General features: G+C 70.2%; 20 protein-coding genes and 1 pseudogene. 10 read left to right on the forward strand and 11 right to left on the reverse strand.

Going from position 1 to position 20,928, the window contains the following annotated elements:
* Nucleotides 1-156 precede the first annotated feature (156 nt).
* Nucleotides 157-489, reverse strand: coding sequence for a 4Fe-4S cluster-binding domain-containing protein (locus tag JMF97_RS03220; RefSeq protein ID WP_307816759.1), 333 nt, complete (start codon nt 487-489; stop codon nt 157-159).
* A gap of 43 nt (nt 490-532) precedes the next feature.
* Nucleotides 533-688: pseudogene (locus JMF97_RS32190) on the reverse strand (type II secretion system protein GspK); the annotation flags it as partial.
* A gap of 118 nt (nt 689-806) precedes the next feature.
* On the opposite strand from JMF97_RS32190, the gene JMF97_RS03225 reads away from it, so the two are divergent.
* The 3 genes from JMF97_RS03225 (at nt 807) to JMF97_RS03235 (ending at nt 3,757) form a co-directional block, all read left to right on the forward strand.
* Nucleotides 807-1,646, forward strand: coding sequence for an aldo/keto reductase (locus tag JMF97_RS03225; protein WP_203220131.1), 840 nt, complete (start codon nt 807-809; stop codon nt 1,644-1,646).
* A 243-nt stretch (nt 1,647-1,889) separates the two neighbouring features.
* Nucleotides 1,890-2,903, forward strand: coding sequence for an ATP-binding cassette domain-containing protein (locus JMF97_RS03230; protein WP_203220132.1), 1,014 nt, complete (start codon nt 1,890-1,892; stop codon nt 2,901-2,903).
* On the forward strand, nt 2,900-3,757 hold the full coding sequence (locus tag JMF97_RS03235) for an ABC transporter permease (RefSeq protein ID WP_203220133.1): 858 nt from the start codon (nt 2,900-2,902) through the stop codon (nt 3,755-3,757). The genes JMF97_RS03230 and JMF97_RS03235 overlap by 4 nt, the downstream gene beginning before the upstream one ends.
* 84 nt (nt 3,758-3,841) lie before the next feature.
* Here the strand turns inward: JMF97_RS03235 and JMF97_RS03240 are convergent, their stop codons facing one another.
* Both JMF97_RS03240 and JMF97_RS03245 read right to left on the reverse strand, forming a co-directional pair.
* Nucleotides 3,842-7,090 carry an ATP-binding protein gene (locus JMF97_RS03240; RefSeq protein ID WP_203220134.1) on the reverse strand — a complete coding sequence of 1,083 codons (3,249 nt, stop codon included), beginning with the start codon at nt 7,088-7,090 and terminating at the stop codon, nt 3,842-3,844.
* Between the two features lie 65 nt (nt 7,091-7,155).
* The gene (locus JMF97_RS03245; RefSeq protein WP_203220135.1) at nt 7,156-8,493 is read right to left on the reverse strand and encodes an AAA domain-containing protein; all 1,338 of its coding nucleotides are present in this window, start codon (nt 8,491-8,493) and stop codon (nt 7,156-7,158) included.
* Between the two features lie 135 nt (nt 8,494-8,628).
* Here JMF97_RS03245 and JMF97_RS03250 point away from each other — a divergent pair, with 135 nt between their 5' ends.
* Complete coding sequence (locus JMF97_RS03250) at nt 8,629-8,949, forward strand: GYD domain-containing protein (protein ID WP_013731801.1); 321 nt, start codon at nt 8,629-8,631, stop codon at nt 8,947-8,949.
* Nucleotides 8,950-9,007: 58 nt separating this feature from the next.
* On the opposite strand, the gene JMF97_RS03255 is transcribed toward JMF97_RS03250, so the two are convergent.
* Entirely contained in the window at nt 9,008-9,619 is a 612-nt protein-coding gene (locus JMF97_RS03255) for a TetR/AcrR family transcriptional regulator (RefSeq protein ID WP_238358512.1), read from the reverse strand.
* A gap of 61 nt (nt 9,620-9,680) precedes the next feature.
* Between JMF97_RS03255 and JMF97_RS03260 the strand changes: the two genes are divergently transcribed.
* From JMF97_RS03260 to JMF97_RS03270, 3 genes are all read left to right on the forward strand, one after another.
* On the forward strand, nt 9,681-10,583 hold the full coding sequence (locus JMF97_RS03260; RefSeq protein ID WP_203220137.1) for an alpha/beta hydrolase family protein: 903 nt from the start codon (nt 9,681-9,683) through the stop codon (nt 10,581-10,583).
* A 74-nt stretch (nt 10,584-10,657) separates the two neighbouring features.
* The gene (locus tag JMF97_RS03265) at nt 10,658-11,314 is read left to right on the forward strand and encodes a hypothetical protein (protein WP_126711645.1); all 657 of its coding nucleotides are present in this window, start codon (nt 10,658-10,660) and stop codon (nt 11,312-11,314) included.
* Between the two features lie 33 nt (nt 11,315-11,347).
* Nucleotides 11,348-12,250 carry a cellulose binding domain-containing protein gene (locus tag JMF97_RS03270; protein ID WP_203220138.1) on the forward strand — a complete coding sequence of 301 codons (903 nt, stop codon included), beginning with the start codon at nt 11,348-11,350 and terminating at the stop codon, nt 12,248-12,250.
* A gap of 247 nt (nt 12,251-12,497) precedes the next feature.
* On the opposite strand, the gene JMF97_RS03275 is transcribed toward JMF97_RS03270, so the two are convergent.
* The 6 genes from JMF97_RS03275 to JMF97_RS03300 all read right to left on the reverse strand — a co-directional run bounded on the left by JMF97_RS03275 (nt 12,498) and on the right by JMF97_RS03300 (nt 16,507).
* Nucleotides 12,498-13,124, reverse strand: a complete 627-nt coding sequence (locus tag JMF97_RS03275; protein WP_203220139.1) for a hypothetical protein — start codon at nt 13,122-13,124, stop codon at nt 12,498-12,500.
* A gap of 127 nt (nt 13,125-13,251) precedes the next feature.
* Entirely contained in the window at nt 13,252-13,509 is a 258-nt protein-coding gene (locus JMF97_RS03280; RefSeq protein WP_238358513.1) for a DivIVA domain-containing protein, read from the reverse strand.
* On the reverse strand, nt 13,506-14,702 hold the full coding sequence (locus JMF97_RS03285) for an FAD-binding oxidoreductase (protein WP_203220141.1): 1,197 nt from the start codon (nt 14,700-14,702) through the stop codon (nt 13,506-13,508). Before JMF97_RS03285 ends, JMF97_RS03280 begins: the two co-directional genes overlap by 4 nt.
* Nucleotides 14,699-14,962 (reverse strand): hypothetical protein, encoded by a 264-nt coding sequence (locus JMF97_RS03290; RefSeq protein WP_203220142.1) that lies wholly within the window; start codon nt 14,960-14,962, stop codon nt 14,699-14,701. Before JMF97_RS03290 ends, JMF97_RS03285 begins: the two co-directional genes overlap by 4 nt.
* 201 nt (nt 14,963-15,163) lie before the next feature.
* The gene (locus JMF97_RS03295; RefSeq protein WP_203220143.1) at nt 15,164-15,973 is read right to left on the reverse strand and encodes a hypothetical protein; all 810 of its coding nucleotides are present in this window, start codon (nt 15,971-15,973) and stop codon (nt 15,164-15,166) included.
* 63 nt (nt 15,974-16,036) lie between these two features.
* Entirely contained in the window at nt 16,037-16,507 is a 471-nt protein-coding gene (locus JMF97_RS03300) for a glycine-rich domain-containing protein (protein ID WP_203220144.1), read from the reverse strand.
* 326 nt (nt 16,508-16,833) lie between these two features.
* Here JMF97_RS03300 and JMF97_RS03305 point away from each other — a divergent pair, with 326 nt between their 5' ends.
* The 3 genes from JMF97_RS03305 to JMF97_RS03315 all read left to right on the forward strand — a co-directional run bounded on the left by JMF97_RS03305 (nt 16,834) and on the right by JMF97_RS03315 (nt 20,927).
* Nucleotides 16,834-18,138, forward strand: coding sequence for a helix-turn-helix domain-containing protein (locus tag JMF97_RS03305; protein ID WP_238358514.1), 1,305 nt, complete (start codon nt 16,834-16,836; stop codon nt 18,136-18,138).
* A gap of 35 nt (nt 18,139-18,173) precedes the next feature.
* Nucleotides 18,174-19,061 carry a phosphotransferase gene (locus JMF97_RS03310; protein WP_238358515.1) on the forward strand — a complete coding sequence of 296 codons (888 nt, stop codon included), beginning with the start codon at nt 18,174-18,176 and terminating at the stop codon, nt 19,059-19,061.
* 267 nt (nt 19,062-19,328) lie between these two features.
* Nucleotides 19,329-20,927: a restriction endonuclease gene (locus tag JMF97_RS03315; protein ID WP_203220146.1), complete on the forward strand. Its 1,599-nt coding sequence runs from the start codon at nt 19,329-19,331 to the stop codon at nt 20,925-20,927.
* The last annotated feature ends 1 nt before the right edge of the window (nt 20,928 follow it).

A 20,928-nucleotide genomic window follows, 5' to 3' on the forward strand; every position in this document is an offset into this window, starting at 1 on the left:
CCGGATTGTTCGTCAATCCTGCTGCACCGGGGCGGCACCGCAAAGCACCTGTTCAGCCGAGTCACATAGACGTTCGTCCCAGGAGCTCATCTGCCCCGATGATTGCTCCGGAGTGACGGTATCCGATGTCGCCGATCGGCGCAGGTCAGCGCGATCTCAGCGGTGCGAGGTCCGCAGACCCGCCAGCAGCTCGTCGAGGGCGTCCGGGTCGGCCCACCCGTTCACCGCGACCCGTCCGGCCGGGTCCACGGTGATCTCGACCCGGTCGGGGTTCGCCGGCAGCTCGTCCAACAGATCCGGAAACCGGTCGCTGAGCACCACGAACTCCTGATTCGTGGAGCCCACCCACGGGCGGCGGGTGTCGATCCGGTCCGCCTGGAACGGGCCGGCCACCAGCAGGTCGGTCGCCGCGAGCAGCGCGGTCACATCGGTACGTCCGGCATCCACCGCCGCATCCAACTGCGACCGGGTGTAGCCGGTGAAGGTCATCACCTAGCGTCCGGCCCTTCAGCGCACACACCAGACGGTCCCGCAGCCGGGCGTACTCGTGCGGGGCCAGCCCGGCGGCGGCGAACTCCGACAGGCTGCCGAATCCCCCGCGTCGATCCCGCTCGGCCAGCACCTCCCGGGCGCGCTGCGAATCGAAGCCGGGCAGCGCCGCGAGGTCGCTCAGCCCGGCGGCGTTCACCTCCGCCCGGTGTTCGCCGCCTGCTCACCTGTGCCGATGCTCGGGAGCAAGCGCGCGAGCGGCACCGACAGCGGCGGGTCGACGTGCAGAATCCGACGTCAACGGGTATGCCGATGCGATGGCGAACAGCATTCCGACCGTCACGTTGAACGACGGCAACACCATCCCGCAGCTCGGCTTCGGGGTGTTCCAGATCTCCCCGGCCGACACCACCGAGGCGGTACGCCGCGCGCTGGACATCGGCTACCGGCACATCGACACCGCGCAGGGTTACGGCAACGAGGCCGAGGTCGGTCAGGGCGTACGCACCGCCGGGCTGGCCCGCGAGGAGGTCTACCTCACCAGCAAGCTGAACAACAATGTCCACCGACCGGCGGACGCCCGCGCGGCGTTCCAGGCGTCGCTGGACGCGCTGCGCACCGACTACCTCGACCTGTTCCTGATCCACTGGCCGGTGCCGACCCGCTACGACGGTGACTTCGTCTCCACCTGGAAGGTGCTGGAGGAGTTCAAGGCCGACGGCCGGGCCCGGTCCATCGGGGTGTCCAACTTCCAGGTGCCGCACCTGGAGCGGCTGGCCGCCGAGACGGACGTGGTGCCCGCCGTCAACCAGATCGAGGCGCACCCCTATCTCCTCAACGACGAGGTGCGGGCGTACGGCGCGAAGAACGGCATCGTCACCGAGGCGTGGTCGCCCATCGCCCAGGGTGCGGTGCTCGACGACCCGACCATCACCGACATCGCCGCGCAGCTCGGCCGTACGCCGGCCCAGGTGGTGCTGCGCTGGCACATCCAGCGCGGCGACGTGGTCTTTCCGAAGTCGGTCACGCCGACGCGGATGGCGGAGAACTTCCAGATCTTCGACTTCGCGCTGGACGAGGCGACCATGGAACGGATCACCCGGCTGGACCGGGGTGAGGACGGACGGACCGGCCCGCACCCGGACACCTTCGCCTGATCTCAAGGTTGTTCGCCGGCCGCCGCTAGATCGGATCTAGCGGTGGCCGGTCGCCGTCTCGCGCCAGTAAGGCGAAGCTGGCTACAACCACCGCCGGCCGCCATCGTTGTAGGAGTGGTCGGCCACGCTGCGAATTGTCGTAGGCGTGCGCTGTGGTGGGGCAGCATGCGAGTCGAGCGTACGGGCGTACCGCCGGTGCCCTGGCGACCCGCAGAAGTCCCGGACGGAAGGAAGAACAAGATCATGAGTAGACGCGCCACCGGCCTCGCCATCGAGGCCGCGGGGCTGACCAAGTCGTTCGGCGAGACCCATGCGCTCGCCGGACTGGACCTGGCGGTGCCCGCCGGTGCCGTGTACGGGCTGCTCGGCCCGAACGGCGCCGGCAAGACGACGGCGGTGCGGGTGCTGGCCACGCTGCTGCGCCCGGACGGCGGGCAGGCCCGGGTGTTCGGCCACGACGTGGTCGGCGAGGCCGACGCGGTCCGCGCCCGGGTCAGTCTGACCGGCCAGTACGCCTCCGTCGACGAGGACCTGACCGGCACGGAGAACCTGGTCCTGCTGGGTCGTCTGCTCGGTCTGGGCAAGGCGGCCGCCCGCGCGCGGGCCGAGCAGTTGCTGGCCGCGTTCGGGCTGACCGAGGCCGCCGGTCGGCAGGTCAAGAAGTACTCCGGCGGCATGCGACGGCGCATCGACATCGCGGCGAGCATCCTCAGCACACCCGACCTGCTGTTCCTCGACGAACCGACGACCGGGCTCGACCCGCGCAGCCGCAACCAGGTGTGGGAGATCGTCCGGGCGGTGGTGGCGCACGGCACCACCGTCCTGCTGACCACTCAGTACCTCGACGAAGCCGACAAGCTGGCCAGCCGGATCGCGGTGGTCGACCACGGCCGGGTGATCGCGGAGGGCACCCCGGGCGAGTTGAAGTCGTCGGTCGGCTCCGGCACCATCCACCTGCGCCTGCGGGACGCGGCGAAGCGGCCGGACGCCGAGCAGCTGCTGCGGACCACCCTCAACGTGCCGGTGCAGCTGGATCCGGATCCGGTGGCGATCACCGCTCGGGTCGGCGGCGACGGCAGTGACCTCGACGCCAGCGCCCAGGCGGCCCGGGCGCTGGGCGAGTTGTCCCGCGCCGGGATCGTGGTGGACGACTTCTCCCTCGGTCAGCCCAGCCTGGACGAGGTCTTCCTGGCCCTGACCGACCGTCCCGCCGTGCCGGCCGAAGCCGAGCCGGAAGCCTTGGAGGCAGCCCGATGAGCAGCGACACCGCCACCTCAAGCGGCCGGGCGCCGTCGGTCTACGTGCCGTCGACCGAGGCGTTGGCGACGATTCTCGCGCCGGGGCAGCGACCGCCGCGGCCCAGCCCGCTGGCGGCGTCACTGGCCTTCAGCTGGCGCGCCCTACTCAAGATCAAGCATGTGCCGGAGCAGCTGTTCGACGTGACGGCGTTCCCGATCATCATGGTGCTGATGTTCACGTACCTGTTCGGTGGGGCGCTCGCCGACAGCCCGCGTGACTACCTCCAGTTCTTCCTGCCGGGCATCATGGTGACAAGCGTCGTGATGATCACCATGTACACCGGGGTCGGGCTGAACACCGACATCGAGAAGGGCGTCTTCGACCGGTTCCGGACGCTGCCGGTGTGGCGGCCCGCCGCGCTGGTCGGCATGATCGTCGGGGACGTGCTGCGCTACATCCTGGCGGCGATGGTGATCCTGACCGTCGGGCTGGTGCTCGGCTTCCGCCCGGACGGCGGGGTGCTCGGCGTACTCGCCGGGATCGGCCTGCTCGTGATCTTCTCGTTCGCATTCTCCTGGGTGTGGACGTTCTTCGGGCTCATCCTGCGCAGCGAGAAGTCCGTGATGGGGGTCAGCATGATGGTGCTGTTCCCGCTGACCTTCCTCAGCAACGTCTTCGTCGACCCGTCGACCATGCCGGGCTGGCTCCAGGCGTTCGTCAAGGCCAACCCGATCACGCACCTGGTGTCGTCGGTACGGGCCGCGATGGGCGGTACGACGGACGCGTCGAGCATGACCTGGATGGTGGTGTGGAGCGCCCTGTTCATCGTGGTCTTCGGCACCCTGACCATGTACCGCTACAACCGCCGCTGATCAGTACGCAGCGCCCGTGCCGTGGCGGGGACCGGCAGACCGGTCACCGTCACGGCCCGGCCACCACGGCCACGACCCGGTCGGTCACCGTCGCCACGGCACGGGTTCGGTGGGCTGGTAGCGGCAGGCGGTGCCGGTGGAGATGGTCTGACGCAGGTGCGCGGCGAGCGGCGGGTGTTGCTGGTCGAGCCGGCGCAGCGTGTCCCGGATCCGGGCGGTGACGGTCTTGCGGGCCCGTTCCGCCTCGTCGCCGAGGCGGCGGTGGCGCCCGGCCAGGCCGGCAGCCGAACGCAGTTGGCCGATCAGGGCCCGCCGCTCGTCGTCGAGGGTCGCCACGCGCGCCATGTCGTCCCGCAGGGCCGCCCGGTCGATCTCGTCGTCGAGCAACGCCAGGTGCCGCCGGTAGCGGTTCCTGGCCTCCTCGTCGAGGATCTCGTCACCGCCGAGCCGTCGAGCGGCGACGAGTTCCGGCCCGGCGGCCGGGTCGAGCAGCCCGACCGCCGGCACGTCGACACCGGGGCAGCCGAGCAGCAGATGCAGATCGTTGAGCCCTTTGGTGTCCGGCAGGTACGCGGTGGTGCCGCCGTACGTGAGTCGCCAGACCGCCCCGTCCCGGCAGAACTCGTACGCCGGGGTGGTTGTCGCCGCACCCGACCCGGACTCGGACGGTGGCCCATCGGCCGGTGCCGGAGACGAGCCGACGGGTGTGGGGTCGGCCAGCCGGGCGAGCACCTGCCGCATGTCCAGGCTGCGCGCCTCGCGCTCGGCTTCACGGCGCAGACCGGCGGCGACCGCCGAGTCGCCGGGGCCGTCGCGGGCGATGAGCGCGTCGGCCAGTGCGGTGCTGGCGATCAGCGACCAGGGCCGTGAACCCATCCGGTCGGCGTTGTCGCGGGCGGCGGTGAAGCCGGCCACGGCGTCGTCCCAGCGCTTGTCGGCGGCGTCGACCACGGCCAGCCAGTGGTCGACGGGGCCGCTGATGTCACAGCCGTACACGGCGACCAGCCACTGCCCCCGGTACGGCAGCAGGGCCTGCCGGGCGGCCTCGCAGCGACCGGGGTCGGTCACCGTGACCTGGGCCTGCAACCGCAGCCACAACGGCAGGATCACCGACGGGTACGCGCCACCGGCCGCTGCCAACCGGGCGGTGATCCGGGCGGCGTGGCGGTGGTCGCCCCGCTCGGCAGCGGTGACCCCGTGGAGCAGGTCGAGGAACTGATGCTCGGCCGGATCAAGCCCGTCGAGCAACGCCTGGGCCTCGTCGAGGCGCCCACGCAGCAACAACAGCGACCAGATCAGGTGACGATCGATGAACAGGTGTTTGTCGTCCTCCCAGCCCTCCCACCACAGGCCCGACGACGGTTCCGCGTCGGGGCTGCGCAGTTCGGCGTAGCAGGCTTCGGCGGCCGCGAAGTCGCCCCGGAAGGCGCTGACGATTCCGCTGTCGATGTTGGCGGCCATCCGGTGCCGGACCTTGCCGGCCTGCCGGCCGGCGGTCACGAAGGCGGTGAGCTCGTCCAGGTAGCGCGGATCACCGAGTTCCAGTAGCGCGACCCAGCGCAGCGACGTGGCCCAGAGCGGGGTTTCCCGGTCACCGGAGCGGCGGGCCACCTCGCGGATCTCGGCGGTCAGCGCGGCCCGGTCGGCCGCCGTCCCCGGCCCCCATGCGGCGTCGTGGCGGGCCCAGAGGCTGACGCTGAGCGCCTCGTCGTCCTGGTTGCGGCGGGCAAGCTCCTCGGTGGCGTTGATCAGGCCGACCTCCAGGGTTTCGACCGGCACGTCGGACCCCGGCTCCCCGACGAGCCGCCGGTACGCCTCCCGCACCAGCGCCTCCGTGTCGATCGCCGGCCGCGAGGTGAGCTGACAGTGTCGGTAGACGCTGAGCGCGAAGCGGGCCAGCAGCGCCGGTTCGTCGACCGCCAGCGCCTGCACGGTGGTCTCGGCGAGCAGTCGACTCGCCTCGGCCTGGTCGCCGGTGTGGAAGAGGCGATCGGCCAACTCGATCATGATGCGTACCCGTTGCACCTCGTCCCGGCTGATCACCAGCGCCCGACGCAGGTGCACCGTCGACTCCTCCAACGCGAGCCGGCAACTGGCGTCCCGGGCGGCGGCGATCAGCAGGTCGGCGCAGCGGTACGGGTCGAGCCGGTCACCGGCCAGCCAGGCGTGCCGGGCCAGGTCGGCGGGGACCAGCCGCTCGGCGAGCGCGGCGTGCTCGTCGACGGCACGGACCACGGCCGCGTGGTGATCATTGCGATCGTCGTCGGTGAGCCCCTCGTAGAGCGTCTCCCGGACCAGGTCGTGGGCGAAGGCGTACCCGCCGTCGGGCTGGGCGAGCACGAGGCGCGCGCTCACCGCGACGTCGAGCAGCTGGTCGAGGCGGGTCGGCGGCAGCCCGGCGCTGGCGGCGAGGACCGCGCGGTGGAACTCCCGGCCCAGCACCGCGGCGACCACGAGCGCGTGGACCACCGCCTCCGGCAGATGATCCAACCGTCTGCGCACCACCTCCCGGACACCGGGCGCGATGCCGCTCGCCGCGCCGTCGACGTGCCAGAGCCGAGCGGTCTGCTCGACGAAGAACGGGTTGCCACCGGTGCGCCGGTAGACGTCGTCGACGCAGTCGGCGGTGGGTTCCTGCCCGGTGACGCGGGCGATCAGCACCCCGACCTCGTCGCGGGACAGGCCGGTGAGGGTGATCGGGGTGGCCTTGGCGGTCAGCGACATCAACAGCGGGCGCAGCGGATGATCACCCGCTTCGACCTCGGCGTCCCGGTACGTGCCGACGAACAGCAGACGCTCGAACCAGGTGTGCTGGGCGGCGAACTGCAACAGCCGCATGGACGCCGCGTCGGCCCAGTGCAGATCGTCCAGGACCACCACGACCGGCCGATGCTGGGAGACCGCGACCAGGGCGGTGGTGACCGCGTCGTAGAGGGCGAACGCCTCCTGCTCGACCGCGTCACCCTCGCCGTGCGACCCACCGACCATGCGGTGGCCGGCCGGCTCGCCGTGCAGCAGGGCGAGGGCCGGCTCGGCGGACTCCCGGGCCACCGCCCAGTCGGCGGCCGACCGGCGCAACCCACGCAGCACCTGCAACCAGGGCCAGTAACCGGGGGCGCTCGCCGAATCCCAGCAGGCGGCACCGAGGACCAGCGCGCCCTGCCGGCGGGCCTCGTCGGCGACGGCGGTCACCAGGGTCGTCTTGCCGATGCCCGGCTCACCGCCGACCAGCACGAGGCCGCCGTGGCTGGCGGTGGCGCGGTCCAGCTCCGCCCGGAGCAGGCCGGCCGGATGTTCTCGCCCGATCAGCGCCGCGCCGGCCTGCGTCCCCATGAACCGACGGTAACCGACACCACCGACACCACGGGCAGGCCCGGGGCGGCACTGCGACGAGCCGATCAGCCTGCTCGCTGGTGCGGAACCGCCGTCGCGGCCAGGTGGGCCAGGATGGCCTGGTTGGCCTCCCAGCCGTCGGGGAACTTCACCGGCACGTCCAGTTGCGGCACGTCGGTCGACGGGTGGGCGTCGAGCAGTTCACCGATGCCGGCCCGGGCCACCACCACGCAGGCCTGCCGGTGCCGGGAGGCGAGCACGCAGAGCCGCCCCGACTCCAGGTGGAAGGCGGTCGCGTCGCGTCGGCCGGAGAGCGGGTGCAGCACGATCGTCACGTCGTACTCCCGGCCCTGGAGGCGGTTGGCGGTGTCGACGGTGATGCCCGCTCCCGCCTCGCCCAGCTGGGCCCGGATGGCCGCGACCTGGTCGCGGTGCGCGGCCCCCACGGCGATCCGGTCCGCGGTGACCGGCGCGCCGTCGGGCGCCTGCTCACAGACCGCGACCGCGCCGCGCGCCAGCACCCGCAGCGCGAGCGCGGCGCACGCGGCGGCGGCCTCGGCATCGGTACGCAAAGTGTGCCGCGCCGGCAGCTCGTAGAGCGCCCAGCCGGTGTCGGTCGCCAACTCCACCGCCCGGTCCACCGCGTCACCGCGCCCGGCCCCGGTCAACCGCAGGGCCCGGTCGGCGGAGCCGGTGCCGGCCCGGAAGCCGCTGAACGGGTAGAACGCCGTCGACACCACCGGGGCCGCCGAGGCGGGCAGCCGCCACGAGACCGGCAGCCGATGCACCGGCAGCTGCGGGTTGTGCCGCAGCAGCACCGCCACCGCCGACTGCATCGGATCCCAGGTCAGCCCCGCCCACCGACCGACCTCCACCGTGGAGAACGGGTCGAGCTGCCCCGGATCCCCCACGAACAGGGCCCGTTCGAACCTGCCGGCCACTCGCAGCAGGGCGTCCGAGCGCATCTGGTACGCCTCGTCCACGATCGCCCACGGCCAGCGGCCCTCGGTGACCGTGGCCCACTTGGCGGCCGTACCGATGATGACGGCCGAAGCCGCGAGGTCGGTGACCTTCGCGGCGACCCGGACCTGCTCGTGCGCCCGCACCCGGGCCGACGGCCGGTAGTCACCCGCGGAGAGCCGCCCGACCCGCAGCTCGGGTGCCTTGCGGGCGAGCCGGTCGATCAGGTCGTCCACCTGCTCGTTGGTCTGCGCGATGACCATGAGCGGCTCGCCGGCGCCGGCCAGCTCCACGGCGGCCCGCACCACAAGTGTCGACTTGCCCGCCCCGGGCGGCGAGTCGACCACCACACCCCGATGCTCCCCGGAGCGCAGGTCGGCCAGCACGGCGGTGATCACCCGCTCCGCTTCGACACCCGGCGGCACGTCCCACTCGGCCCGCATCCTCGCCCACCTTCCGACCGACTCCTGCCCGCACCATAGTCAGCGGCACCGACATGACCGGGTCCGCCAGCGCCTGAATAACCGCCGGCGCAGCGGGTAGGCGCGTCGCCGAACCAGGCGGAAGGCGGTGCCGGGATGGCGAAGTTCCTGCTCACGACGAACTACACGGGCGGCGGGCTGGAAGGGCTGACCGCAGACGGCGGGACGGTACGCGTCGAGGTCGTCCGGGCGCTCGTCGAGAACGCGGGTGGCCGCCTGGAGGCCCTGTACTTCTCGTTCGGCCAGTACGACACGTACGTCATCTGCGACCTGCCCGACGAGGTCACCGCCACCGCCGTGGCGATCGCGGTGCGGGCGGGCGGCCTGGTGAACGCGCGCCTCATCCCGCTGCTCACCCCGGAACAGGTCGACGCCGTCGTCAACCTGCCCGTCGCATACCGACAACCCGGACACTGAACCCGCTGCAGATCCTGGTACGCGGCCCTGCGGGGGCGGTCGTACCAGGATCTGCGCGTCAGGTGTGCAGCCCTCTGATCAGGATGGCGACCAGGGGGCGGGGGTCGTATCGGGGGTCGGCGCCGATGCAGAGGTTGCCGATGCCGCGTAGCAGGGCGAACGGCTCGATCGGGGTGATCTGACCGGCGTCGACGGCGGCGTCCAGCAGCAGCGTCACCGCGGGGATCAGATGCTCCAGGAAGTAGGCGTGCAGGGGCTCGAAGGCGGCCGCGTCGGAGCGCATCGCCTCGGCGAGGCCGTGCTTGGTGATCAGGAAGTCGACGAACAGGTCGACCCAGGCGGCGAGCGCGTCGTGCGGGGTCGGGCCGGTCACCAGCAGGGTGGGGGCGGCCTCGGCGCAGGCCTGCACCTGGTGCCGGTAGACGGCCACGATCAGATCGGCACGGGCCGGGAAGTGGCGGTAGATCGTACCCACGCCGACACCTGCCCGGGCGGCGATGTCACGGACCGGGGCATTGACCCCGGCGTCGACGAAGGCGGCGGCGGCAGCCTCCAGGAGCGCCTGCTTGTTGCGCTCGGCGTCCGCCCGTTTGCGCGGGGGCGATGAGTCGGTGTTGCGGGCCGGCACGGTCCTGTGGCCTCCGTCACGATGACTGAGCAAACGGAACATGGTTCCGTATCGTCTAAACGGAACGCCGATCCGCTTACCTCTCTGCTGAGGAGCAACAGTAATGAGCATCCCCCAGCACCTGCCCAGCCCGGTGGTCTCGGTACGCCCCGTGGTGCTGCCGGCGCCGGCCCGGGGCACCGACCTCCAGGTCCGCATCACCGCCCCGATCTCCGGGAGCGGGCTGCCGATCATCGTCTTCGCCCACGGCTTCGGCGCCGACATGGACAGGTACGCACCGCTCGTCGACCACTGGGCGGGCCACGGCTTCGCCGTCATCCAGCCCACCCACCTCGACGCGCGGACCCTCGCCATCGGCCCGGACGACCCGCGGTACCCGGAGATCTGGCGCATCCGGGTCACCGACCTCACGCAGGTCATCGACTCGCTGAAAACGATCGAGGCAGCCGTCCCCGGCCTGGACGGACGACTCGATCACCAGCGCATCGCGGTCGCCGGCCACTCCTGGGGCGGCCAGACCGCAAGCATGCTGCTGGGCGCCCGGGTTGTCGACGCCGACGGCCTACCCGGCGAGGACATGACCGACCCACGGGTCACCGTCGGCGTCCTGCTCGCCACCACCGGCACCGGCGGCACCGACCTGTCCCCGTTCGCCGCCGAACACTTCCCCTTCATGAGCCCCGACTTCGCGGGCATGACCACGCCCGCCCTGATCGTCGCCGGCGACCAGGACGACTCACCGCTGTCGGTACGCGGACCCGACTGGTTCACCGACCCGTACCACCTCAGCCCGGCACCGAAGAGCCTGCTCACCGTGGTCGGCGGCGAACACTCGCTGGGTGGCGTCTCCGGCTACGGCGTCACCGAGACCACCGACGAGAGCCCGGAACGGGTCGCCCTGATCCAGCGGGCCACCACGGCGTACCTGCACAGCGCCTTCAACCCGCAGGACCCGGCCTGGTCGACAGTCGATCCCGGCCCGCTGGGCCAGATCGAATCCCGCTGACCCGTCGCCGCGTCGCTGGTGATCTCGGCTGTTCCGCCGATGAGATTCCCCAGCGACGCGGCGACGATCAACCGATGCGACCAGAGCACCCGCAGCACGTACCCGATCGCGCCGGCCCGTCCGGCGTCGAGGGCAGGTGGCAGGTCGTCCGCTGGCGGCACGCCCTGGCGGTTCCCGCACCGCTGATCGCGATGGTTCTCGGCGCCGCGATGGCCACCCAATGGGAGGTCGGCGGCGGCCGAGCCATCTGGTCCCTACCCGCTCCGGCGCGATGGATGGCCGAGAACCTCCCGTTGTTCGCGGGGTCGGAGCCGGCGTGGATCTGGCGCGGGCCCTTCTTCGTCTCGATGCTGCTGACGCTGCCGCTCGTCTGGACGGTGACCCGCCACGCCACCGCGACACCTCGACGCCTCACCAGGTACGGGCTCCTCGCCGCGACCATCGCGATCGGCCTCGAATACAACAGCCCCGGGTACGGGTGGGTGTTCGACCTCGTGGCCCTGTTGACGGCGCTGGTGGGCACCGTCTGGTGCGGGGTGCAGGGGCTGCGTCGCGGGGTGCTGCCACGCCGGGTCGCGTGGGCGCTCGTCGCCGCACTGCCGCTGACGCCACCGGCCGGCTTCCTCACGTTCTGGTACCTGCCGCCCGGCCTGACCATGGGCATCCTGCTCGCCTGGGCGGCTGCCGCCATCGCCGCCGGTCGCGACGAGCGCGACACCCCTAACCATTGATAAACATGCATGTAACTCTCTAGCATTCTCACCATGCGTGCTCGTCGCTTCACCCTCGTCGCGTTCCTCGCCGCCACGCTGGGGCTCACCGGCACGGCCATCGCGTACGCGGCCGACGACCCGGTCATCCTCACCACCCCCGGCGCACCGGTGGTGGTGACCAACGAGTCGCACCTGCTCACCCTGAGCTGGGCACCATCGACCTGGATCGGCGAGCCCGGCGCGACGCCCATCCGGCACGAGGTCCGGGCGTGGCTCGGCCCCAACACCTACCGCAGCCTCGGCACCACCACCGGCACCGAGCTCACGCTCACCGACCTGGCACCCGGCACCGAATACCGGCTCACCGTCTGGGCCTCCACCAACGGCGGATACTCCCTCGACTCACCGCAGATCCCGGTGCGCACCGCGTACGGGAAGGCCAGAGTGAGCTACCACAACATGGACTGGTCACCCACCGACAACCAGATCCAGCACGCCCTCCAGATCGTCAACACGGGCACCACCCCGCTGGACCTGACCGAGGTGCGGGTGCGTTACCACGTGACGTTCGAGGGCGGGAACACCTCACTTGTCACCAACTGCGACTGGGCCGCGATCGGCTGCGCCAACGTACAACGCCACGTCCAGTTCTTCCCGCTGCCCCAACCGCCACCGCCGCCCACCCGCACCCCGACCCCGACTCCGACTCGGACGGTCCTGCCGCCGCACGGTACGTCGATCCCCGGCTGGATCGAGCTGACCTTCGCCAGCGGGACACTGGCCCCCGGCGCCTCGACCGGCCCCATCCAGCTACGCCACCACCGCCAAAACTGGACGGCCATCGACGAGCGCGACGACCCCAGCTGGCAGCAGGCCACCGGCGGCTGGACCGAGAACAGCCGCATCACCCTCGACGTCAACGGCACCCGCGAATACGGCGACACCAACGCGTGAGCCGCCCACCGCGGCGAACCCACTTCGCTGTAAATCCTGGCAGGAAGCTGCCCTTCCGGCACTCTCGTACCAAGATCTGAGTTGCGGGCTGCCGAGGGCGCGGGCAATGACGTTGCTTCGGGGCGCTCCGCGTCGGTCGTCGGGATCGGCCTGACCCCATCCAGCGGATGCAAAGTTGTTGCACGGTCGGCGGCGGTGTTCCCCGGTTCGAGCAGCACGCCCTGGCAGCGGATGGGGGCCGGGGAAGTCAGTTCAGCGTGAACAGGTCCTCGGCCGGCCCCCACTCCAGCCTTTTGCCCGGCGCGAGCGCAGCCTCACCCCAAGAGACGGCGAGCAATCCCTCGTCGGAGTTGCAGGCGAAGCCGATGAGCAGAACCTTCGGTCGAGGTGCCAGCTGCTCGATCGCCTGTCGAAGGAGGGTCCGGTCTCGCGCCTCGTCCGGGCTGAGCGGCATGTCCGGCAAGGTAGGTTCTTCGTAGTCCGGCTTCGGCCCGAAGAGGATCAGCAGGTCGCGGATCAGTTGGCCTTTCACCCGCCCACCGACCTTGCACATGTCGACGCCGCGACGCTTGGCGTACAGCCAAGGCAGCAGCAGGTGGTCACGGCAGATGGTGACGCGCACCTGTGCGCCGGGCGGGTGCACGTCCGTTACGCCGGGCAGGTCCCGCAGGTTCTCGTGCAGGGACTCGTACTGCTGCTTCCAGCGGACCGGGCCGAACGCGTGGTCGGTGTCCAAAGCCGACGCTTCTCGAGCCTGCTGCGCAAGCTCAACGGCACGGTATAGGGCCTTCGGAATCCGCGACCGGAGGTCGCGCGCCAACTGCGGCCCGAACTTCTCGATCGACCATTGCGACGGCTCGCCAACAACCCCCATGCCGCTCACCTCACGTGTCAAAGCGATCACGCACCGGCACAACGGTCTCATACATCTCGATGTCAGCACAGGCCCCCAACCGTGGGCCCTGCCAGTTGATCCGCCCGAACTCTCGCCGACGGACGGGTCAGGGGCTGAGTCTTCGTGCCGTCTCGGCCGACTGCCAGCTCCGCAGCGCGTTCTTGATCCGCCGGTTCTCGGCGCGTACCTCGGCGAGCTGGCGCGACCGCTCCCCCAGCTCGTAGGCGAGCCGGTGCAGCAGGGCGTCGACCTCGTCGACCTGGTAGCCGCGGCGGGCCAGCCGGGTGCGGGGCAGGGCGAGTTCGGTGATCCCGTCCGGGGTCAACGGGCCGCAAAGGGCGTTGCGGCTGCGGTAGACCGTCATTGCCACGGAATCCGTTCCGGCAGGTGGATCCGCTCGCCCGGCACTCCGGCAGCGAGCAGCCGCAACCGCGACCCGGCCAGCATCGCCGGCGGTCCGCACACGTACACCTCGTGCTCGGGACACAAATGGTCGAGGGCGACGGTGAGCGCGTCGCCCCGCTCCCCCGGCTCGGCCAACTCGTCGTGGGAGAAGGTCGGCACGATCGTCAGCCAGTCGTGGCGCAGCTTGTCGAGGGTGATGGCGTCGTACAACGCCTCCACCGAGCGGGCTCCGACGACCAGGGTCACCCGCCGGCCGTCCGGGTCGGCGGCGACCTGCTCGACCAAGGCCCGCAGCGGCGCCAGCCCGGTGCCGCCGGCCACCAGCAGCAGGTCACGCCCGTCGCCCAGGGTCAGCCCGGTATCCGTGGGCGGGCCGAGGTGGAGCAGCTCTCCGGGGCGTACCTCATGGACCAGACCGGCGGAGACGGCGCCGCCGGGGACCGCGCGGACGTGCAACTCGACGGTGCCGTCCGGGCGCGGTGCGTTCGCCGGGCAGAGCCAGCGCCACCGGCCGGGCCGACGCGGCGTGCACACCGGCACCGCCTGGCCACACTGGTACGGCAGCCACAGCCACGGCCGTACCGTCAGGACGGCGACCCCGTCGCAGGGCCGGTCGTGCCCGATCACCTCGGCCGGCCACCAGGCCGGGCCGTCGCCCGCCCGCGCGGCGGCCCGCTCGACCTCCGACCAGGGCACAACGGTCTGTAACGCACCATCGATGACCGCGGCGTGCGCCGGGTGCAGGCCGTAGCGACGGTACGCACGGCCGAGCACCGCCAGCAGAGCCGACCCGTTCGGGCCGTCGCCGCTGATCGTCAGCTGGCGCAACGCGGCGTACAGCAGCGGGGCCGCCCGCTCCGGCAGCAGGCCCGGACAGCGATCCTCCACCGCCTCCCAGAAGCTCGCGACACTCAGATCCCGGCGCGTTCTCAGGACCCCCATGAGGTAGTCGACCGCCCGCCGATGCTGCGCCTCCGACCAGCCCAGGCCCGGAACCTCGGGCTCGCCGCCGGTCCCGCTGGTCAACGACCGCGCCAGGTGCGCCTTCAGCCGATCCCAGTCCACCCCGATCAGGTACGCGGACAACTCCGCGTCCGCCGCCACCAGACTGAGCCAGCGGCCGACCGCCTCGCGTGCCTCCGCCTCGGTCATCGTGCCTGGACCTCGGCCATGCTCTGGTCATCGGCTTGGCGCTGGTCCCCGTTGATCTGCTCGGCGGTGAGGCCGGCGGCTTCGAGAGTGGTGTGGCCCCAACGAGCCAGGCGGCACGGGTACGGGACACGTTCGCTGCGGCAGAGCAAGCCCTGCGGCCAAGGCTCGGGTGCGTGAACGCGAACCGCCAGCGCGGCGAGGGCCAGGTCCTCGTCGGTGACCGGGATGAGGACGGGAAAGTCGGCGAGTACGGCGGACATCGGCGGGCGCCTCCGGTGGTGTGCTGCGTGGAGCGGCACCGGGGCGGGCGGGGGCAGCGAATCCGCGATCGGGGGACGCGGTACGCAGGAGCCAGCACCCGCCCCTGGCCATGCGCCCAATCTCGCTGTGGTTCACGTGTGCTGGTATGCCGAGATGATCGTGACCAGCATGCAAGATCCGTATAGGAGTGGTGACGCTGGTTAGACGGCGGTGGGCCGGCGGCTCAGCCGATGAGCGTGCCACTGGCGGGCGGCGTCGAGAAGGGGCCCGCGGTGCGAGGCCGGGGCGGTACGTTGCATCCGGCCCCAGAGGCGGACCAGGGCATCGGTGAAGGCGGTGACCGCCTCGGCATCAGCGTCGGCGAAGGCGGGAATGCGGGCAGCCCAACGCTCGGCAGCGGCCGGGCTGTGGCCGGCGCGGATGAGCCGGACCAGCATGAACGCCGTGTCGATCCAGGCGGCTCCTCGGCAGGGAGCAGACCAGTCGACCAGCCGGAGCCGGTCGCCGAGCAGGAAGTTCCGGGGCGTCATGTCGGTGTGCAGCAGGGTGTCGCCGTCGACCAGCTCGGGGTTGACGAGCCCGCGCCAGCGCTCGGTGAACGGCTGCACGTCGACCGGCGGGCAGGGTGTCAGCTCCCGAGCGAGCACAGCGAGTAGATCCGCGACCGCATCCAGATCCGGGGAACCGGGTTCCAGGCTGGGGTACAGGCCGGACGCGTGCTCGAAGCCGAGCAGCAGCCACCCGTCCCGCTCGACGGTCCAGCGGAGCCGAGGTGCCGCATCGGGAAGCCATGGATTGATTCGGGCTTCCTTGCGGTAGAGCCAGGCGCCTGGGCCGTCCGCCGGTCCGCCCTTGCAGAAGACGCGCCCGGCGGAGCTGTGAAGGGTTACGGCAAATTCGCAGTTTGCGCCGTCGGGCAGCGACTCGACGTGGCTGACTTTGCCGGTGTGCCGCTCGACCCCGCGTCGCACCCCGGCGGGGAGATCGTGCCAGTGCTGGCGGCGCGGCATCGGTAGGCCCTTCCGAACGGCGGTCCCAGACAGCGTATGCCTGGAACCGCCGTTCGGGAGGCGTCAACGGGTCGGACTGTCGTGGCAGCCGGCGTGGCACTGGTTGCACTTCGACTGACAATCGGCGGCCCCGACCCAAAGCTCCTGGTCGACGGCGAGGCCGGCGGCACGGATCGCGGCGACTGCCCGGGAAATCGGCACCCCGAGCGGTTCCGGGGCCGACGGGCCGGTTTCCTCAGCTGGCGGATCGGGCTGATGGTGAATGAAACGTCCGGCGATGCGTTGGCAGAAGTCGACGTAGTCGCGGGTGTGCAGGATGAACGTGTGCCAGCCGATGTCCACCAGGTCGCTCGGACCGAGTGGTTCGGTGGTGATGGCGCAGGCCGCGAGGAAGGCGAGCGCCTGGTCCATGATCCTGGCCGGTAGGTCGGCGACCAACTCGGGATTGTCGCGGGCGATGCGGGCGGTCAGCACGGCGAACAGCTCGTCGGAGACGAGCTCCCGGCCGGTGCCGACCCGGTCGATGGTGAGCATCCTGCTCCTTCCGTCGGTTGTTCCTCTGCTGCCAGGCTGCCCAGGGCCGGTCGCGCCGCACATGACGTCATGAGAATCGTCGATATGCGCGGCACGTATACCGCGAGCCCGCAGAACGGTTTGAATGGATAGGCTCGACTGAGCACCATCGACACAGCCACACGCGAATGGCGAGGTTGCCGGTGACACGTGCGAACTGCCCCCGCTGCGGCGGACGCCTGGCCCGCGACAACGACAGCGGACGCTGCGCACCCTGCCAGGCCGCCGAACGCGACCGCCTGAGCATGCCACCGGAGGTCCCGGCGTCGTTCTGGTCGCATCCGCCGATGCGGGCAGCACTGGTCGAGCGGCATCTCGGGCGAGTAATCCGGGCGTACCGGCACCACCCGTACCACGGGCGGGCCGCATTGCCGCAGGCCGTCGTGGCCGGCTGGTTGGGGGTCACGCAGGCGCAACTCAGCCGGATCGAGAACGGCCCTCCGCTGGCTCACCTTGACCGGCTTTCGCACTGGGCAACACTGCTGAAGGTTCCTGCAGAGCACCTGTGGTTCGATCTGGCAGGTGGACGAGGCGGTTCTAAAAGGAAATCAACTCCTCAGCCCATCCCAGCGGTCGAAGGTCCTGATGAGAACCGGCGAATGCTGTTGGCCGGCATCGCCGCCGTCGCTGCGGGTGCGGGGCTGCTCTGCGGCAGCACCGTCTCGCAATCCCGACGAATCGGCACTGCCGATGTCGCGCGCCTGCACGCCATACTGGATCTATATCGCTCCGTCGACTACGAGTGCGGCGGCGGGGCGCTGTACCGAGAGGTAGCGCGATTCGCGGAGTCGGTCTACCGGATGCTCGACTGGTCGCATTCGGCCAGCCTGACACCGCAGCTTGTCGCCGCCGTGGCAGCAGCTCGCCAACTGGCCGGGTGGACGGCCCTGGACGCGGGCCGGCACGCGGACGCTCAGCGGCACTTCGTCGCCGGTGAACGGGCCGCAGTCGCTGCTAACGATGCGCCTCTGACCGCCATGATCCGGTATTCGCAAGCCAAGCAGCTACAACACCTACGGCACAACCGCGATGCCCTGGCCGCGCTACAGCTCGCCCACGGGCAGCTCGGATCGCAGGCTACCCCAGCGGTCAAAGCCCTTCTGCTGGGCGCGGAAGCGGCCTCGCACGCGGCTCTTGGCGACCACCAAACCGCAGAGCGTTCACTCGGCGAGGCAAGCATTCAGTTCGAGCGGATCGACGCAGAGCGAGAGCCGAGGTGGATGGCGTTCTACGACCGTGGGGAACTGCTGGCCCAGTACGGCCGCGTCTACCGCGACAAGGCCCGACAGGACAAGAAATACGGGTCGGCGGCCGTGCGCTTCGTGACCGACGCGATCGATACCTTCGGCCCCGGGAACCTACGGAGCAGCGTGCTCAACGAGGTCGGGCTGTGCAGCGCGTTCTTTCTCGCCGATGAACCCGAGCAGGCGCTGAACGTCGGACGCCGGGTCCTGCACCAAGCCCAGAGCGTCAGCTCATCGCGGGTCATCGACCGGGTCGCCAACCTACGCCGCGATCTGGCCCGGCACCGGGAACTTCCAGAAGTTGGCGCGTTCGCCCATGACCTCACCATACTCGGGGTCGGTAGGTAACCGTGGGAGCCACGGGTCGGTTCACCGAGGCCGCGATGACAGCAGCGATGCGGCAGATCGCCGCCGAACTTGCCGTACCGTCCGACGATGCCCGGCTGCTACAGCTCACCAACAACGCCGTCTTCGCTCTACCCACGGCGAAGCTGGTCATCCGGGTTGCGCGGACCCATCGTCTCCACGACCGAGTAGCGAAGGTGACCGACCTCGCGCTCTGGTTCGCGGCCATCGACGCACCCACGATACGGCTAGCCCCGGCCGTTCAGGGACCGATGGCTCTGGGTAGCCTGCTCGCCTCCGTGTGGACCTATGTCCCGAACATGCCCCCGGCTCCCACCGTTGACGATCTCGGGCAGGTCCTGCGGGAGTTCCACTCCCTTCGCGCTTCCCCGGTCGACCTCCCCGAGTGGGATCCGATCGGCGACGCGCGTCGCCGACTCGCCGACGCCGAAGGGCTTAGCCGAAACGAGCACGACTTCCTCTCTCGGTGGTGTGACCGCCTGGAACCACAGGTGACAGCTCTGATGCAACGGACGACCCCGCGACTCGTCCATGGAGATGCCCATGTTGGCAACCTGCTCAGAGCCCCGTCCGGCCGGGTGGTCCTGTGTGACTTCGATGCCACCTGCCTCGGCCCCTGGCAAGTCGACCTCGCCGCTGTGGCCGTCGGCGAAGCCCGCTTCGGCGGAGTCGGCAACCACGCCAGACTGGCCGCCGCCTATGGCTTCGATGTCACCACGGACCCGGGCTGGCCACTGCTCCGCGAGGCCCGCGAGTTGAAAATGATCGCCGCCGCAGTGCCACTCCTGGCAAGCTCGTCGGCCGTCGCGACAGAGTTCCGGTGCCGTATCAGGTCGGTACAGAGCAATGATCACGCTGCGCGCTGGACGCCTTTCACCGACCTCGGAACGTCGGCCACAAAGTAGCCAACCAGCCGCCGAGGATCTGGCCCCTGGCGGAACGATCACGTTCGCTGGCAGTTGCCTGGTTGGCCATGTGCACGATTAGGACGACTTTGGACACCGCCACCGACAAATTACGGAGACTGTCCGGCACACGACAGAGCATGCCCCGATCACTTGGTATGAACGGATCTTTCACGCGGGAGACGTGGCTGCCGGCCGAATGGTTACCGCTTTCCTAACTGCTTTCCAAGGTGCGACTTTGCACCCACCTACCCCTGAAGGACAAACGTGGGCATCCTCAAGGAGTTGCAGCGGGCGCACGCACGTCAGGTGCGCGCTCAACGGCAGGCTCAAGCTGCGGCCTACCGGCAACACCAGCAGTTGCGGCGGGAGGCGGAGCGGGCTATGAAGAAAGCCCAGCGTGCTGCCGCAGTGGATGAACGCGAACGCAAGCGGCTCTATGCCGAAGCGCGTTTCGCAGAGGTAGCAGCCATGAACGCGGACCTCCAGCTTCGCCTCGACGCGCTGGAGAACCTCCTAGCCGCGACGCTCGAAGTTGATGATCATATCGACTTCAGCCAGCTTAAAAAGAACGTGATCCATCAGCCGTTTGACCCCGGAAGGCTCGGGGCACCTCTGCCGCCGCCGGATTGGCGCCGCTTCGAACCGTCACCGCCGGCGGGCTTGACCAAGATGTTCGGGGGGCAGACCAGGTACCAGCAGCAGCTGGCCGTCGCGCGGCATGCCTTTGCCCATGCTCAAGCGGAGCACACAACCGCCGAAGCCGAGCGCCAGCGAAAACTCGCCGCAATGCACCAGGCCTACCAGCGCCGCTGTGCCAAGGCTGACGCGGACGCTGCCGCGCACAACGCCGAGATCGATCGCTTCGCCGCCGCGTTTGTCGGCGGGGAGCCTGCGGTGGTTGTCGAATATTTCAGCATGGTGCTCGGCAACTCGGTCTACCCCGACGACTTCCCGCAGCAATACCGTCTGGCGTACGTCCCCGAGTCCAGTCAGGTGGTCGTGGAGTATCACCTGCCGACGCTTGATGTCGTCCCACCGGTTCGGGAGTACCGCTACGTCAAGGTCCGCGACGAGATCGCGTCGGCCGCCCGGCCCCCAAAGGAAATCAAGGAACGGTACGCGAACCTCGTCGCTCAGGTCACGCTGCGTACCGTGCACGAGATCTTCGAAGCCGACCGTTCTGGGCTTGTTGACACGATCGTCTTCAACGGCATCGTCGACACCACCGATCCACGCACTGGGGCGTCCGTGCAACCCTGCCTGGTGACGCTCCGGACCACCCGCACGGCGTTCGGCGGGCTGAACCTCGGCATGGTCGATCCCAACTCCTGCCTGCAGCACCTCAACGCCTCGGTGTCGAAGCGCCCGGCTGAGCTGGCACCCGTCCGCCCAGTGCTGGAGTTCGACATGGTCGACAAGCGCTTCGTCGACGAGGTGGACGTGCTGGCCGAGCTCGACCAGCGACCGAACCTGCTCAAGTTGAGCCCCACCGAGTTCGAGAGCCTAGTTCAGAACCTGTTCGCGAAGATGGGGCTGGACACCAAGCAGACCCGGCCCTCCCGCGATGGCGGAGTCGACTGCGTCGCCTTCGACCCTCGGCCCATCTTCGGTGGGAAGGTGGTCATCCAGGCCAAACGCTACCGCAGCACCGTCGATGTCTCGTCGGTCCGAGACCTCTTCGGCACAGTGCAGAACGAGGGTGCGTCCAAGGGGATCCTGGTGACCACCAGTGGTTTCGGACCGGCGTCGTACGAGTTCGCCTCCGGCAAGCCGCTGGAACTCATCGACGGCTCCAATCTGCTCTATCTGCTCGCCGAGCACGCGGAGGTGAAGGCCCGCATCGATCAGAGCGAGCTGGACTGAT

Origin of the sequence: Micromonospora fiedleri (assembly GCF_016774385.1) — a bacterium.
In the GTDB taxonomy this organism is placed as follows: domain Bacteria; phylum Actinomycetota; class Actinomycetes; order Mycobacteriales; family Micromonosporaceae; genus Micromonospora; species Micromonospora gifhornensis.